We start from the raw sequence: 14,379 nt of genomic DNA, 5'->3' as shown, positions 1-14,379 counted from the left end.
CAGCACAAGACCGTCATGCACATCCGCACCATCGCCCGCATCATCGGTTTCTTCGCCCTCGGCTTCGGTCTGATCCTGCTCGCGCCGCTGGCCGTCGCGGCCCTCTACGGCGAGGACGAGATCGGGCACTTTCTCGAGGCCATAGGCGCCAGCCTGGGCACGGGCCTTGCCTTCCTGCTGGCCGGGGGGCGCGCGCGCCACGACCTGAACAACCGCGACGGCTTCCTGGTGGTCGCCCTGTTCTGGGCCGGCGTGGGCAGCCTGGCCTCGCTGCCCTTTGTGCTCAGCGCCCATCTCGGACCGGTGGACGCCCTGTTCGAGGCTGTCTCGGCTTTCACCACCACCGGCGCCACGGTGATCAGCGGCCTCGACGACCTGCCGCACTCGCTCCTTTTCTACCGCCAGTTGCTGCAATGGCTGGGGGGCATGGGCATGATCGTGCTCGCGATCGCGGTGCTGCCCATGCTGGGCATCGGCGGCATGCAACTGTACAAGGCCGAGGCCCCGGGGCCATTCAAGGAAGAAAAACTCACCCCGCGCCTGAACCAGACTGCCCGTTATCTCTGGGGCTTCTATGTGGGCATGACCGGCGCCTGTGCCCTGGCCTACTGGCTGGCGGGCATGAGCGGTTTCGACGCCGTGTCACATGCCTTCTCCACCGTCTCCACCGGCGGCTTCTCTACCCACGACGCCAGCCTGGGCTTCTTCGACAACCCGCTGATCGAGGGCATCGCCATCCTGTTCATGACCCTGGGCGCAATCAACTTCAGCGTGCACTACCTGGCGTGGCGGCAACGCAGCCTGCTCACCTACCTGGGCAACGTGGAAGTCCGCACCTTCCTGCTGATCATCCTCGCGGTGGTGTTGGTGATTGGCGGTTTCCTGCACTTCGCCGGGACCTACCCCGACTATAACAGCGCCCTGCGCAACAGCATCTTCGAGGTGGTTTCAGTGATCACCAGCACCGGTTTCGGTACCGTGGACTTCTCGCACTGGCCCAGCTTCGTGCCGGTGCTGCTGATCTTCATCAGCTTCATCGGCGGTTGCGGTGGCTCCACCGCTGGCGGCATGAAGGTGATGCGCATCGTGCTGCTCACCCACCAGGGCTGGCGCGAGGTGCGCCGCCTGATCCACCCGCGCGCGCAACTGCCGATCCACGTGGGCAATCAGGTGGTCTCGGTGCAGACGGTACAGGCGGTGTGGGGCTTCATGGCCGCCTACGTCGTGAGCTTCGTGATCCTGATGCTGTTGATGATGGCCACCGGGCTGGACCAGGTCTCCGCCTTCTCGGCCATTGCCGCCACCATGAACAACCTGGGCCCCGGCCTGGGAGAAGTGGCCACCAGCTTCAGCTCGGTGTCCGAACCGGGCAAGCTGATCGCCGTGTTCGCCATGCTGCTCGGACGGCTGGAGATCTTCACCATCCTGGTGCTGATGACCCCCGAATTCTGGCGCGCCTAGCAGCCTGTCGGACTTGACCGTTCGCAGCGACATCGCAAAGACCAGGATCCACTTGCCGAGAATCGGCATGTCGGCATAGTGCGGCCCGACCCCTTCCAGCCCCGGCCCCAGATTGTTGAGACAGGCCATCACCGCGCTGAAGGCGGTCATCAGGTCCACCCCCGAGGCGGCCAGCGCCAGGTACATGAGCGTGAAACTGGCCACGTACAGGGCGAAGAAGCCCCACACCGCCTCGATCACCCGCGGCGCCACCACCTTGTCGCCCAAACGCACCGGGATGCGCGCATTGGGATGGATCAGGCGCCGAATCTCGCGCAACCCCTGGCGCACCAGCAGCAGCACGCGGATCACCTTGAGCCCGCCCCCGGTGGAACCGGCACAGCCGCCCACGGTGCTGGTGAACAGCAGCAGGATCACCAGGAAGCCCGGCCAGGCGTGCCAGCTGTCGGAGGTGAAGCCGGTGGTGGTACCGATGGAGATGGCGTGGAAGGCGCCCTTGCGCACCGCCTCGCCCCAGGTCTCGTAGGTGCCGTTGAGATACAGACCGAGGATGGTGAGCCCGGTGATGCCGGCGAGCAGTGCGGCGTAGAAGCGCAGCTCGGGATCGCGCCAGTAGCCGCCGGGATGACGCGAGCGGATCGCCACGTAGTGCAGCGAGAAGTTGATGCCGGCGAGGAACATGAACAGCATGGCGATGCTGTCGATGGCCACGCTGTCGAAATGCCCCAGGCTGGCGTCGTGGGTGGAGAAACCGCCGATGGCCACGGTCGAGAACGCGTGCCCCAGGGCATCGAAGGCACTCATGCCCGCGGCCCAGTAGGCGAAGGCGCAGGCCGCGGTCAGGCCCAGGTAGATGTACCACAGCGCCTTGGCGGTCTCGGCCAGGCGCGGAGTCAGCTTGTTGTCCTTCATCGGGCCGGGCGTCTCGGCCTTGTACAACTGCATGCCGCCGATGCCCAGCATGGGCAGCACCGCCACCGCCAGCACCACGATACCCATTCCGCCCAGCCACTGGAGCTGCTGGCGGTAGTAGAGGATGGACGGCGGCAGGGCATCGAGACCGACGATCACCGTGACCCCGGTGGTGGTCAGCCCCGAGGCCGATTCGAACACCGCGTCGGTGAGCCCCAGATGGGGATGTTCGGTGAGCACGAAGGGCAGGGCACCGATCAGGGTCAGCACACTCCAGAACATCACCACCACCACGAAACCGTCGCGCACCCGCAGCTCGCGCCGGCTGCGCGCCACCGGCAGCCAGATCAGCAGGCCGCTGCCGAGGATGATGAGAAAGACCACCAGAAAGGGCCTCGTCGCCGGCCACCCAGGCGACCAGGATGGGCGGCAGCAGGGTCACGCTGAACAGCATCATCAGGATGCCGAGGATGCGCTGGACCGATTGCAGGTGCATGACTTCAGAGGAAGGTGATGTCCACCGCGAACAGGCGTTCGACCTCGTGGATACGGCGCTTGTCCATGAGGAACAGGATGACATGATCCTCGGACTCGATCACGGTGTCGTGGTGGGCAATGATGACCTCGTCACCGCGTACGATGGCGCCGATGTTGGTGCCCTTCGGCAGCTTGATGTCCTCGATCGCGCGGCCGACCACGCGCGAGGTCTTGCGGTCGCCGTGCGCCACCGCCTCGATGGCCTCGGCCGCGCCCCGGCGCAGCGAGTGCACCACCACCACGTCGCCGCGTCGCACGTGGGTCAGCAGGGAACCGATGGTGGCGTGCTGCGGCGAGATCGCGATGTCGATCACGTCCGACTGCACCAGGTCCACGTAGGCCGCCCGGTTGATCAGGGCCATCACCTTGCGCGCACCCAGGCGCTTGGCCAGCATCGCCGAGAGGATGTTGGCCTCGTCGTCGTTGGTCACCGCGCAGAAGACATCGGTCTCCTCGATGTTCTCCTCGAGCAGCAGGTTCTCGTCGGCCGCATCGCCATGCAGCACGATGGTGTTGCGCAGGCTCTCGGCGGCGCTCTCCACACGCTCGGAGTCACGCTCGATCAGCTTTACCCGAAAGTTGTCCTCCAATGCCTGGGCGAGACGGCGACCGATGTTGCCGCCACCGGCGAAGATCAGGCGACGGAAGGGCTTTTCCGAGCGCCGCAGGGTCTTGAGCACCGCCTGGATGTTCTGCGCCGCGGCGAGGAAGAACACCTCGTCGTCGGCCTCGATCACGGTGTTGCCCTGCGGCTCGATGGCCCGCCCCTTGCGATAGATGGCGGCGATGCGCGCCTCGCCGCCCTTGAGCCATTCATTCAGGTCGCGGATCTCGTGGCCGACCAGCGGCCCGCCGTAGAAGGCGCGCACCGCCACCAGGCGCACCCGCCCCCCGGCGAAGTCGAGCACCTGCAGGGCGCCGGGGTGTTCGATCAGGCGCATGATGTAGTCGGTGACCAGTTGCTCGGGACTGATGAGCACGTCGATGGGCAGGGCCCCCTGGGAGAACAGCGCCGGGTGCTTGAGGTATTCCGGAGCGCGCACGCGGGCGATCTTGCGCGGGGTGTGGAACAGGGTCCAGGCGGCCTGGCAGGCCACCATATTGACCTCGTCGCTGTTGGTCACCGCGATCAGCATGTCGGCGTCGTCCGCGCCGGCCTGGGCGAGCACGCCGGGATGCGAGGCCAGTCCCTGCACGGTGCGGATGTCCAGGCGGTCGGCAAGATCGCGCAGCAGCTCGCCGTTCTGATCGATCACGGTGATGTCGTTGGCCTCCGAGGCCAGGTTGTGCGCCACCGAGGTGCCTACCTGACCTGCCCCCAGAATGATGATCTTCATGTCGGTATCCCGCCTGATCCTGGTGCCGATTCTATTGCGTCACGGCGGCCGGCGACAGCCTCGGCCCGGATATTTCAGCCGCCCCCCCAGATTTCACCCCGTCAGGGTGGCGATCGCACAAGGACAGCCTTCCAGACGGACCGCGACCCGGCGGAGTTCGCAGCCGTCGTGGCCCTGCTCGAGGGGTGACTAGCGTCCCTTGATCTCGATGCCGCGGTCGCGCAGCTTGCGGTACAGATGGGTGCGCTCCATGCCCACGGTCTGCGCCATGCGCGCGATGTTGCCCCCGGCCTGTTCCAGGTGATACTCGAGATAGGCCTTCTCGAAGGCCTCGCGCGCCTCGCGCAGCGGCTGGTCGAGCACCACCCCGGCAAACTGCGGCGCTGCGCCGGCCGGCTGCAACTGGCCCAGCGCGGCCTTGACCTCTTCCAGGCTGACCTCGGGTTCATGACCGAGGATCAGCAGCCGCTGCACCAGGTTGATCAACTCGCGCACATTGCCCGGCCAGTCATGGTTGCGCAGGTAATTCTGCGCCGCCACCGAGAAGTGCCGGTAGGGCAGCTTCTCGCGCAGTACCAGGCGATCCACCGCCGAGGCCAGCAGCAGGGGGATGTCCTCGCGGCGCTCGCGCAGCGGCGGCACGTGCAGCGGCACCACGTTGAGCTGGAAGAACAGGTCTTCGCGGAACTCGCCGGCGGCCACCTTCTCGGCCAGGTCGTGCCGGGTGGCCGCGATCACCCGCGCGTCCAGGCGCACCGGCTCGGCGCCACCGACGCGCAGGAAGGTACCGGTGTCCAGCGCCGCCACCAGTTGCGCCTGTACTTCCAGGTCCATGTCGGCCACCTCGTCGAGGAACAGGATGCCGCCGGCGGCCTGCTCCAGGCGGCCGTATTCGACGCGGCCACCCTGCTCGCGGCCGAACAGCTCCAGCGCCGCCCCGCCCTGGGTGATGCCGGACACGCCCACATCCACGAAGGATCCGTCACGGCGGGCGCTGTGCGCATGCAGGTAGCGGGCGATGGTCTCGCGCCCGCTGCCCGGCTCGCCGGTGATCAGCACCCAGGTATCGTGCTGGGCCACGCGCTTGACCTGCTCGCGCAGGCGCACCATGACCTGGCTGTTGCCCACCGGTTCGACCATGGTGGTATCACGCGCACGAAACTGGATGTTCTCCTGGGCCAGGCGATGCGCCTCGAGTGCGCGCTCCACGGTGAGCAGCAGCTTGGCCAGCGACAGCGGCTTCTCCAGGAAATCGTAGGCGCCGAGGCAGGTGGCCTCGACCGCGGTCTCCACGGTGCCGTGCCCGGACATCATGATCACCGGGCAGGGCAGCTCGCCGGCCTCGGCCCACTCCTTGAGCAGGCTGATGCCGTCGACATCAGGCATCCAGATGTCCAGCAGGATCAGGTCGGGCCGGCGCTCGCGCAGCGCCTGGCGCGCCAGCTCGCCGTTCTCGGCGGTGGCCACCTGATAACCCTCGTCCTGCAGGATCTCGCTGACCAGTTCGCGGATGTCCGGCTCGTCGTCCACGACCAGTATGTAAGGGGCGCTCATGACTTGCTGCCTCGCATTTTCGGTTCGGAAGAAGGCGTCACGGGTGGCTCCCCGACCCCGGCAGGGCGCATGGGCAGCAGGATGCTCACCCGGGCGCCGCCCTCGGGCCGGTTGTCGGCACGGATGCTGCCGCCGTGCTCGCCGATGATACGCTTGACGATGGCCAGGCCCAGGCCCGTGCCCTTGTGCTTGCTGGTGACATAGGGCTCGAACACCTGGTCGATGATCGCGGGGTCGAAGCCCGAACCCTCGTCTTCCACCCGCAGCTCCACCCAGCGGCGACCATTGCGCTCCAGCTCCCGGGTGGCAATCTGCACGGCGGCCTGGCCGTCGCTCGCCTCCTGCGCATTCTTCACCAGGTTGTGCAGTACCTGGCGCAGGCGCACCGGGTCGCCCTCGATCACCGCACCGGGCGCGCCGGCGGTGAACTGCACACCATGACCGGCGCCATCGTAGAGATCCAGCACTTCGGCCACAAAGTCATCGAAGGCCAGGGAGCGCGGCTCCATGCGACAGGGACGGGCATAGTCGGAGAACTCGTTGACCATGGTCTTCAGCGCCTCGACCTGCTGCACGATGGTCTTGGTCGCGCGTTCCAGCACGTCGGCCTGCTGCGGGCTCATCTGCTTCAGGTACTTGCGGCGCAGGCGCTCGGCCGCCAGCTGAATGGGGGTGAGCGGGTTCTTGATCTCGTGCGCCAGGCGACGGGCCACCTCACCCCAGGCGGCATCGCGCTGCGCCTGCACCAGCTCGGTCACATCGTCGAACACCAGCACGTGGCCTCCACTCTCGCCTTCGTGCAGCTGCAGCCGGGAATACTGGCAGAGCAGCACCTGGCGGCGATCGTCGCGTTGCAGGCGGATCTCGATCTTGCCTTCCTGCTGGCCGCTCGCCAGCGCCTCGAGGGTGCGCTCCACAAAGGGCGCCAGGGTGGCGTCGATCTGCGCCAGCTCACGCAGGTTGCGGCCCTCGATGTCCGCCGGCGGCACCTGCAGGATGGCCTCGGTGGCCGGGTTGGCGGTGCGCACCACGCCGCCCTCGTCGAGCGCCATCACTCCCGAGGAGATGGCCCCCAGCACGGTCTCGAGATACTGGTGCTGCGCCGCTAGCTCGCGGCGGCTGGCCTCGGCGACATTGTGCGCCTGCGCCAGGCGACGGGTCATCTGGTTGAAGGAATCGACCAGAAAGGCCAGTTCATCCTGCACCCGTGGCAACGGCACACGCACGTCGTAGTGCCCGGCGGCCACCGAGCGGGTGGCCTCGGCGATGTGCTTGATCGGGCGCACCAGCAGGCGCGAGGTATAGAACGCCGCCCAGGCGGCGGCGAACAGTCCCAGCAGCATGACCAGCGACAGGGTGAGTGCAAAACTGAACTTGATCGAGCCACGCAGGTAGGCACGTTCGCGGTAGGCCTCGTAGGCGGCCTGCACGCGCCGGGTCAGCTCGCTGAGCTGCTCGGGCACCGGAAAGATGGCCTGCATCACCAGGTCGCGACCGCGCGGGTCCACCACCATCAGGCGCACCACCATCTGCCCGTCCTTGAGGGGCACCAGGCTGACGAAGTCCTTGCCCGCGCGCACCAGCTTGATCATGTGCGCGGTGGGCGGGCTGGGGGTGAGCACCTCGGGGTTCTGGTGACTGAGGCCCAGCACCTTGCCCTCGCGGGTGAACACCGATACTTCGAAGGCGCCGGCCGCCTCGCGCACGCTGCCCACATTCAGCGGGCCACCCTGTTCCGGCTCCTCGAGGGTGGCCAGCAGGTTGCGCGTCAGGCGCAGCATCTCGCGCTTGTGCAGGTCCAGCGAGACCTTGCTCAGCGCCAGGGCATCGTCCATGGCGCTGTCCACCTGCACGTCGAACCAGCCGTCGATGCCCTTGGAGAGGAATTGCAGCGAATAGATGTAGACCACGCTCACCGGCGCCAGGGCCAGCACCACGAACAGCACCACCAGGCGCAGGTTGAGACGCGCGCCGGCAGCCTGGCGACGGTAGTCCTGCAGCAGGGTCCAGAGGTTCCAGCCGACCAGGCCGACCAGAATCACCAGGCCGGAGACGGTGAACACCAACAGGGGGATGAACCAGGCATCCAGCGCCTCGGAACGCTGTACCGCACCACTCATGATGTGCAGCGCGGCCAGCAGCAACACCACCAGCATGATGGTGGCGATCAGGTCGAGCCGGCGCTTGTGGCGATTCAGGGTCTTATCCGCCATTCCCATGCCTCCGCCGCCAGGTGCCACTCGGCGGAAAGATAGGCGCGCGGCCGCAGCGGCAGCGGCAGCGCCTCGATGTCCAGGTAGGCCTCGAGGCGGACCAGATATTCGCGGTCGAGGTCCAGCCGCGAGCGCTCGATGATCGCAAAGTCGCGGATTCTCCCCATGTAACGCAGGGCCGCCTCGCGAGTGGCGAACACCTGCTTGTCGTCGTTCTCCAGATTGCGTACCTCGTACACTCCGGACAGCGGTCGGTGACGCAGCACGCTGTGCAGACGGTACTCCGCCACGTCCGGCTGCCAGATCCAGGCCTTGGTGTCGCGCATCTGCACGCGGGTGACGAAGGTCAGCGGCACCCCGTTCTCCAGGGCCTCGCTGACCGTGGAGGTGAGCTCGTAGCGGATCTGTGCATCCAGATAGATACGGTCATCCTCGCCCAGGGTGATGGTGACCTGGCTGAAGTCCAGGGCAGCGGCCAGCGAGAGGCCAGACAACACCAGCAACGTCATCCACAAGGGGAGACGCCATTCAGCCATCCTGCTTCTCCAGCAAGGCATAGTAAAAGCCGTCCATTGTCGATTCCCCGGGCAGGGTCTGCCGCCCCGTCTCCCGCGCATGACCCCAGGTGTCCGGCAGCGGCAGGGACAGCGCTTCCGGGTGGGCGCGCAGAAACGCCGTCACCACCTGCTCGTTCTCCTGCGGCATCAGCGAACAGGTACAGTACAACAACTTGCCCCCCGGGCGCAGGCAGGGCCAGAGGGCCTCGAGCAGGCGCGCCTGGCGTACGGCCAGGGCCTCGATGTCCTCACGCCGCCGCAACAGGCGGATGTCCGGGTGGCGGCGCATCACCCCCGTGGCCGAGCAGGGCGCATCCAGCAGGATGCGGTCGAAAGGGTGCTCGCGCCAGGCCGGTGGCGGCGCGCCGGCATCGGCTGCCTGCAGGGTTGCATGCCGGCCCAGTCGTTGCAGATTCTCGCGCACCCGCTCGAGACGGCGCGTATCCACGTCCACCGCCGTCAGATCGAGGTCGTCGACCAGCTCCAGCAGATGACCGGTCTTGCCGCCCGGCGCGGCACAGGCATCGAGCACGCGCTGACCGGGGCGCGGGTCGAGCAGCCGGGCGGCGAGCTGCGCCCCGGCGTCCTGCACCGAGACCAGCCCCTCGGCAAAGCCGGGCAGGCGCTCGACCGGCAGGGGACGCTCCAGTACCACCGCGTCCGGCACCGCCTCGAGTGCGGCCGCCTCGATACCCGACTCGTGCAGCCGTACCAGATAGGTCTCACGCGACAGGCGCCGGGTGTCCAGCCGCAGTGTCATGGGCGCACGTTGTTGCAGGGCATCGAGAATGGCCTCGTGCTCTCCCGGCCAGGCCTGGGTCAGGGCGCGAACGAACCACTTGGGTTGGGCAAAGCGCAGTGACAGGTCCTCCGCGAGCATGGCGTGCAGGGACGCTTGCGGGTCGGCCAGCTCGCGCTGGATGCCGCGCAACACCCCGTTGACCAGCTTCACCGCCCAGCTCTGCCCGGCCCGGCGGGTCGCCTCGACCACGCTGGCTACCGCGGCATGGGGCGGCATGCGGGTGTGCATCAGCTGGTAGACCCCGAGCAGCATCAACAGCTGGACCTCGCGATCGCGTGCGCGCAGCGGCTTGCGCAGGCGCGATGCGACCAGGGCGTGCAGCTGCCGGTACCAACGGCAGAGTCCGTAGCTGAGTTCGCGCACCAGGGCCTGGTCGCGCCCGTCCAGGCCCTGCACGGGAAGCGCCAACACCTCGTCGAGCGAGCGGCCATCGAGCACGGCGGCCAGGTTGCGCACGGCGAGCAGACGCGGATCGGGCGTGCTCACGGGTTGCCGAGCAGCATGCCCTGGATGGGATGGGCGTTGATGAAGTCCTGTGCGCTCATGGCGCGCTTGCCCGGCAGTTGCAGCTCGGTGATGCGCAGCAGGCCGTCCCCGGTGGATACGTCGATGCCCTCGCGCCCGGCGGCCATCACCATGCCGGGCTCGCCGGTCTCTCCGGGCAGGGCCCAGGCATCCCAGATGCGCAGGTTGGCGTCCTCGTAACGGGTCTGCGCCACCGGCCAGGGATTGAAGGCGCGTACCTGGCGCTCGATCGCCTCGGCCGGTCGGGTCCAGTCAATCCAGGCCTCCTGCTTGCTCAGCTTGTGTGCATAGGTGGCCTGGGCATCGTCCTGGGGCCGGGGCTGCAGGGAACCATCGGCAATACCCGACAGGGCCTTCATCAGGGCGGTTGCTCCCAGTTCCGAGAGGCGGTCGTGCAGGCTGCCACCGGTCTCGTCCTCGGCGATGGGGGTACGCTCGACTAGGTACACCGGCCCGGTATCCAGGCCCTCGTCCATCTGCATGATCGAGACCCCGGTCTCGGAATCGCCGGCCTCGATGGCGCGCTGGATGGGGGCCGCCCCACGCCAGCGCGGCAGGATGGAGGCATGGATGTTGACGCAGCCCAGGCGCGGCACGGCCAGCACCGTGGGCGGCAGCAGCAGGCCATAGGCGACCACCACCATCAGATCGGGCCGGTATGCCGCCAGTCTCGCCACGCTGTCGGGGTCGCGGAAGTTCGCCGGCTGCTCCACAGGCACGCCCGCCTCCAGCGCCACCTCCTTGACGGGGCTGGCAACCAGCTTGCGACCACGGCCAGCCGGGCGGTCGGGCTGGGTGTAGATCGCGACCACCTCGTGCGAGGAGCCCAGCAGGGCGCGCAGGGGCGGCACCGAAAAATCGGGGGTGCCGGCAAACACAATTCGCAGAGGCGTCGTCATGGCGAAGGTAGGAACCGGATCACAAAGCGTGGATGAAAGGCCGACTAAGCTGGCCGGAGTATCTCAAATGGCGGTGCCAGCCGAGGCAGGAGTGCTCGCCTGGCGCGCCTCCTTCTCCAGCTTCTTGCGGATGCGCTGGCGCTTGAGGCTGGAGAGGTAGTCCACGAACAACTTGCCGTCGAGGTGATCGATCTCGTGCTGTATACAGACCGCCAGCAGGCCCTCGGCCTCGCTTTCGAACGGCCGGCCCTCGCGGTCCAGGGCGCGGAAACGGATGTGGTTGGCGCGCCTGACCTTTTCGTAGACGCCAGGCACCGACAGACAGCCCTCGTTCATCTCTTCGACACCGTCGCGCTCGAGGATCTCGGGATTGATCAGCGCCAACGGCTGGTCGCGCTCCTCGGAGATGTCGATGGTCACCACGCGCAGCGGCACGTTCACCTGAATGGCCGCCAGGCCGATGCCGGGCGCGGCGTACATGGTTTCGAACATGTCGTCCACCAGCCGGCGCACCTTGTCGTCGACTTGCGTCACCGGCCTGGCCTTGCTGCGCAGGCGCGGGTCGGGAAAGTGCAGAATGTCGAGAATCGCCATGAGCCCGTCCGCGTTCTATAGTAAAGTTTCAAAAATCGTCGCCAGGCCGCTGTTTGCGCTAGACTTTCGAGGCATGCGCCCACATCGGCGGCCGGACAGAGAGGTCAATAATACCTTAATGTCCATGCATTCGACCGACAGGAACCGAGGATAACGTCAAGGGAATCCCATGAAGAGAGCCAGCCAATTCATCCGCCGTACTGTCATCCTGCTGGTGTTCGGTCTGCTCGCTGCCGGCTCCACGGCCTTTGCCGAAGAACTGCTGCGCGCCGACCATCCGGCCCACTACGTGGTGAAGAAGGGTGACACCCTCTGGGACATCTCCGCACGGTTCCTGCGCAGCCCCTGGCGCTGGCCGGAGATCTGGTATGTCAACCCGCAGGTCGCCAACCCGCACCTGATCTATCCCGGCGACCGCCTGGACCTGGTGTACATCGACGGCAAGCCCCGGCTGATGCTCAATCGCGGCCCGGTGAGGCTGTCACCGCGCGTGCGCTCCCGCCCCTGGGACGGCGCCATCCCCACCATCCCCATCGGCGACATCGCGCCCTTCCTGACCCGCCCCTACGTGCTCGACCCGGGCCAGGCCGACAGCGCTCCCTACCTGGTCAGCTTCGGCAACGACCACATCCTGGGCGGCACCGGGGTACGGGCCTACGTGCGCTCGCTCGCCGAATCGGGCGGCAAGTACCATGTGGTACGCCCCGGCGACCCCTACCGCGACGCGGAAACCGGCGAGATCCTGGGCTACGAGGCGCTCTACGTCGGCACCGTCGAGGCCCTGCGTGCCGGCGACCCGGCCACGGTGTTCTTCAACAGCTCCGAGCGCGAGGCGGTCATCGGCGATCGCCTGCTCCCCGTCAACGAGGAAACGGCCTGGACCGACTTCGTACCGCATCATCCCAAGGGCGAGGTGCGGGGTTCGATCATCAGCGTGATGAACGGCGTGGCGCAGATCGGCCAGTACAACGTGGTGGTCATCGACCGCGGCGCACAGGACGGCCTGGAGGCCGGGCACGTGCTGCGCATCGACCAGAAGGGCGAGACCATCCGCGACGTGGTCACCCCCGACTCCAGCGACACGGTTCGCCTGCCCGACGAGGAGGCCGGCCTGCTGATGGTGTTTCGTACCTTCGACCACGTGAGCTTCGGCCTGGTGCTCAACGCCATCCGCCCGATCCACCTCCGCGACCGGGTAAGCACCCCCTGAGGCCCGCCGCCCGCCCCAGCCGGGCGGGCCCTGCAACCCGGTATGATCACGACATGGATGCCGTGAACCCCTCCGACGAGACCCTGCTGGCCTGGCTCACCCTGCTGCGTGCGCCCGGCGTGGGACCACGCGGCCTCTGGCCGCTGTTGCAGCGCTGCCCTGATCCCGCGGCCCTGCTGGACGCCCCGCCACCCGACACCCCGGAGAAGATCCGCAAGGCCCTGCGCGAGGCCGACCGGGAGCAGGCCGCGCGCGACCTCGACTGGCTGCGCGAGAGCGGCAACCAGGCCCTGCCCTGCACCGACCCGGCCTACCCCGAGCTGCTGCGCAAGCTGCCCGACCCGCCGGTCCTGCTGTTCCTGCGCGGCGACGCCCAGCTGCTGGGGCAGCAACAGATCGCCATCGTCGGCAGCCGCCACGCCAGCCGTGGCGGGCTGGACAATGCCCGCGCCTTTGCCCGTCATCTGGCGGGCGAAGGCTTTCCCATCACCAGCGGCCTGGCCGCCGGCATCGACGGGGCCGCCCACGAGGGCGCGCTGGAAGGTGGTCATACCCTGGCGGTGCTGGGCACCGGGCTGGACCGGGTCTTCCCCGCACAGCATCGCGAGCTGGCCCATCGCATCGCGGAGCAGGGCCTGCTGGTGAGCGAGTTCCCGCCCGGCACCCCGCCGCTGCCCGGCAACTTTCCGCGGCGCAACCGCGTCATCGCCGGATTGACGTTCGGGACCCTGGTGGTCGAGGCGGTCCTCAAGAGCGGCTCGCTGATCACCGCGCGCCTCGCTGCCGAGCTGGGGCGCGAGGTGTTCGCCATCCCCGGCTCCATCCACAACCCCCTGGCGCGCGGCTGCCACGCCCTCATCCGCGAGGGGGCCAAGCTGCTCGAAACCAGCGAGCACGTCATCGAGGAACTGCTCTCGCTACTCCTGTTCAACCCACCTGCCACCGCCCCGGCCGAGGAGCCGCCAGCCAAGACGCCAGCCCTCGATCCCGATCACGCGGAACTGCTCGAACTGATGGGCTTCGACCCGGTCAGCAGCGACTGGCTGGTGGCCAATAGCCGCTTTTCCGCCGCGGAAATCTCCTCCATGCTGCTGTTGCTGGAATTGCAGGGTCATGTATCATCGGGACCAGGTGGATTGTTCACTCGACTGGGAAAACCGCTATCGTGAACCCGTATCCCGCCTTGACCGGCCATCCACCGGGATCCTGCTAGCCTGCACCCTCCCCGTCCAGGAAAACTGCCGTGACTGAAAACCTCATCGACGTCCTCATCTACATCTACGAGAACTACATGGACAGCGAAGAGTCCGTGCCCATGGACCAGATCACCCTCGAGGAAGAACTGCTGCAGGCCGGCTTCCAGCAGGGCGAGGTGCGCAAGGCCTTCAACTGGCTGGACGAACTGGCCTGGCGCCAGGGCAGCCTGATCGAATACGGCGCTGCCCGCCCCGGCTACAGCATGCGCATCTTCAGCCCCGAGGAACAGCAGAAGATGGACCTCGAGATCCAGGGCCTGCTGCTCAGCCTGGAACAGGGTGGCATCCTCGACCCCATGAGCCGCGAGCTGGTGATCGAACGCTGCATGGCCATCGAGACCGAGGAACTCACCCCCGAGGACGTAAAGTGGGTGGTGCTGCTGGTGCTGCTCAACCAGCCGGGGCAGGAAAACGCCTTCGCCCTGATGGAGGAGTTGGTCTACAACGGCGAGCCACCGCACCTGCACTGACGGGTCCGACCCGCTTCACTGCCGACTTGACACCCGCTCGCCGCCGGGGCTA

General features: G+C 67.4%; 11 protein-coding genes and 1 pseudogene. 4 read left to right on the top strand and 8 right to left on the bottom strand.

The genetic code is table 11. The features are described from left to right. Positions 1-15 precede the first annotated feature (15 nt). Positions 16-1,461, top strand: coding sequence for a TrkH family potassium uptake protein (locus tag EBS_RS14435; RefSeq protein WP_043106830.1), 1,446 nt, complete (start codon positions 16-18; stop codon positions 1,459-1,461). Here the strand turns inward: EBS_RS14435 and EBS_RS13360 are convergent. From EBS_RS13360 to def, 8 genes and pseudogenes are all read right to left on the bottom strand, one after another. Continuing rightward, positions 1,459-2,869: pseudogene (locus tag EBS_RS13360) on the bottom strand (TrkH family potassium uptake protein); the annotation flags it as partial. The gene EBS_RS14435 and the pseudogene EBS_RS13360 overlap by 3 nt on opposite strands. A gap of 4 nt (positions 2,870-2,873) precedes the next feature. Then, on the bottom strand, positions 2,874-4,247 hold the full coding sequence (trkA, locus tag EBS_RS00595) for a Trk system potassium transporter TrkA (RefSeq protein ID WP_043106829.1): 1,374 nt from the start codon (positions 4,245-4,247) through the stop codon (positions 2,874-2,876). 189 nt (positions 4,248-4,436) lie between these two features. Next, a complete protein-coding gene (locus tag EBS_RS00590; RefSeq protein ID WP_043106828.1) occupies positions 4,437-5,801 on the bottom strand; it encodes a sigma-54-dependent transcriptional regulator in 1,365 nt (454 codons plus the stop codon). Further along, positions 5,798-8,014, bottom strand: coding sequence for a sensor histidine kinase (locus EBS_RS00585; protein WP_070104696.1), 2,217 nt, complete (start codon positions 8,012-8,014; stop codon positions 5,798-5,800). Before EBS_RS00585 ends, EBS_RS00590 begins: the two co-directional genes overlap by 4 nt. Further along, complete coding sequence (locus tag EBS_RS00580) at positions 7,996-8,550, bottom strand: DUF4390 domain-containing protein (protein WP_043109003.1); 555 nt, start codon at positions 8,548-8,550, stop codon at positions 7,996-7,998. The genes EBS_RS00585 and EBS_RS00580 overlap by 19 nt, the downstream gene beginning before the upstream one ends. Continuing rightward, positions 8,543-9,859: a 16S rRNA (cytosine(967)-C(5))-methyltransferase RsmB gene (gene rsmB, locus EBS_RS00575; RefSeq protein ID WP_043106827.1), complete on the bottom strand. Its 1,317-nt coding sequence runs from the start codon at positions 9,857-9,859 to the stop codon at positions 8,543-8,545. The genes EBS_RS00580 and rsmB overlap by 8 nt, the downstream gene beginning before the upstream one ends. Further along, positions 9,856-10,797: a methionyl-tRNA formyltransferase gene (fmt, locus tag EBS_RS00570; protein ID WP_043106825.1), complete on the bottom strand. Its 942-nt coding sequence runs from the start codon at positions 10,795-10,797 to the stop codon at positions 9,856-9,858. The genes rsmB and fmt overlap by 4 nt, the downstream gene beginning before the upstream one ends. Before the next feature lie 63 nt (positions 10,798-10,860). Further along, on the bottom strand, positions 10,861-11,391 hold the full coding sequence (gene def / locus EBS_RS00565; RefSeq protein ID WP_043106824.1) for a peptide deformylase: 531 nt from the start codon (positions 11,389-11,391) through the stop codon (positions 10,861-10,863). Positions 11,392-11,560: 169 nt separating this feature from the next. Between def and EBS_RS00560 the strand changes: the two genes are divergently transcribed. From EBS_RS00560 to EBS_RS00550, 3 genes are all read left to right on the top strand, one after another. Continuing rightward, positions 11,561-12,601 (top strand): LysM peptidoglycan-binding domain-containing protein, encoded by a 1,041-nt coding sequence (locus EBS_RS00560; protein WP_043106822.1) that lies wholly within the window; start codon positions 11,561-11,563, stop codon positions 12,599-12,601. A 53-nt stretch (positions 12,602-12,654) separates the two neighbouring features. Next, a complete protein-coding gene (gene dprA / locus EBS_RS00555; protein ID WP_043106821.1) occupies positions 12,655-13,770 on the top strand; it encodes a DNA-processing protein DprA in 1,116 nt (371 codons plus the stop codon). A 74-nt stretch (positions 13,771-13,844) separates the two neighbouring features. Next, a complete protein-coding gene (locus EBS_RS00550; RefSeq protein ID WP_043106820.1) occupies positions 13,845-14,327 on the top strand; it encodes a DUF494 domain-containing protein in 483 nt (160 codons plus the stop codon). Positions 14,328-14,379 lie beyond the last annotated feature (52 nt).

Origin of the sequence: endosymbiont of unidentified scaly snail isolate Monju (assembly GCF_000801295.1) — a bacterium.
Lineage (GTDB): Bacteria > Pseudomonadota > Gammaproteobacteria > Chromatiales > Chromatiaceae > MONJU.
The sequence above is the reverse complement of the archived record's forward strand: the minus strand, read 5'-3'. Positions and strand labels throughout refer to the sequence as shown.

Excerpts from the sequence above, each read along its gene's own strand:
- EBS_RS14435 (WP_043106830.1), top strand. The coding sequence starts at position 16 with ATGCACATCCGCACCATCGCCCGCATCATCGGTTTCTTCGCCCTCGGC.
- trkA (WP_043106829.1), bottom strand. The coding sequence starts at position 4,247 with ATGAAGATCATCATTCTGGGGGCAGGTCAGGTAGGCACCTCGGTGGCG.
- EBS_RS00590 (WP_043106828.1), bottom strand. The coding sequence starts at position 5,801 with ATGAGCGCCCCTTACATACTGGTCGTGGACGACGAGCCGGACATCCGC.
- EBS_RS00585 (WP_070104696.1), bottom strand. The coding sequence starts at position 8,014 with ATGGCGGATAAGACCCTGAATCGCCACAAGCGCCGGCTCGACCTGATC.
- EBS_RS00580 (WP_043109003.1), bottom strand. The coding sequence starts at position 8,550 with ATGGCTGAATGGCGTCTCCCCTTGTGGATGACGTTGCTGGTGTTGTCT.
- fmt (WP_043106825.1), bottom strand. The coding sequence starts at position 10,797 with ATGACGACGCCTCTGCGAATTGTGTTTGCCGGCACCCCCGATTTTTCG.
- def (WP_043106824.1), bottom strand. The coding sequence starts at position 11,391 with ATGGCGATTCTCGACATTCTGCACTTTCCCGACCCGCGCCTGCGCAGC.
- EBS_RS00560 (WP_043106822.1), top strand. The coding sequence starts at position 11,561 with ATGAAGAGAGCCAGCCAATTCATCCGCCGTACTGTCATCCTGCTGGTG.
- dprA (WP_043106821.1), top strand. The coding sequence starts at position 12,655 with ATGGATGCCGTGAACCCCTCCGACGAGACCCTGCTGGCCTGGCTCACC.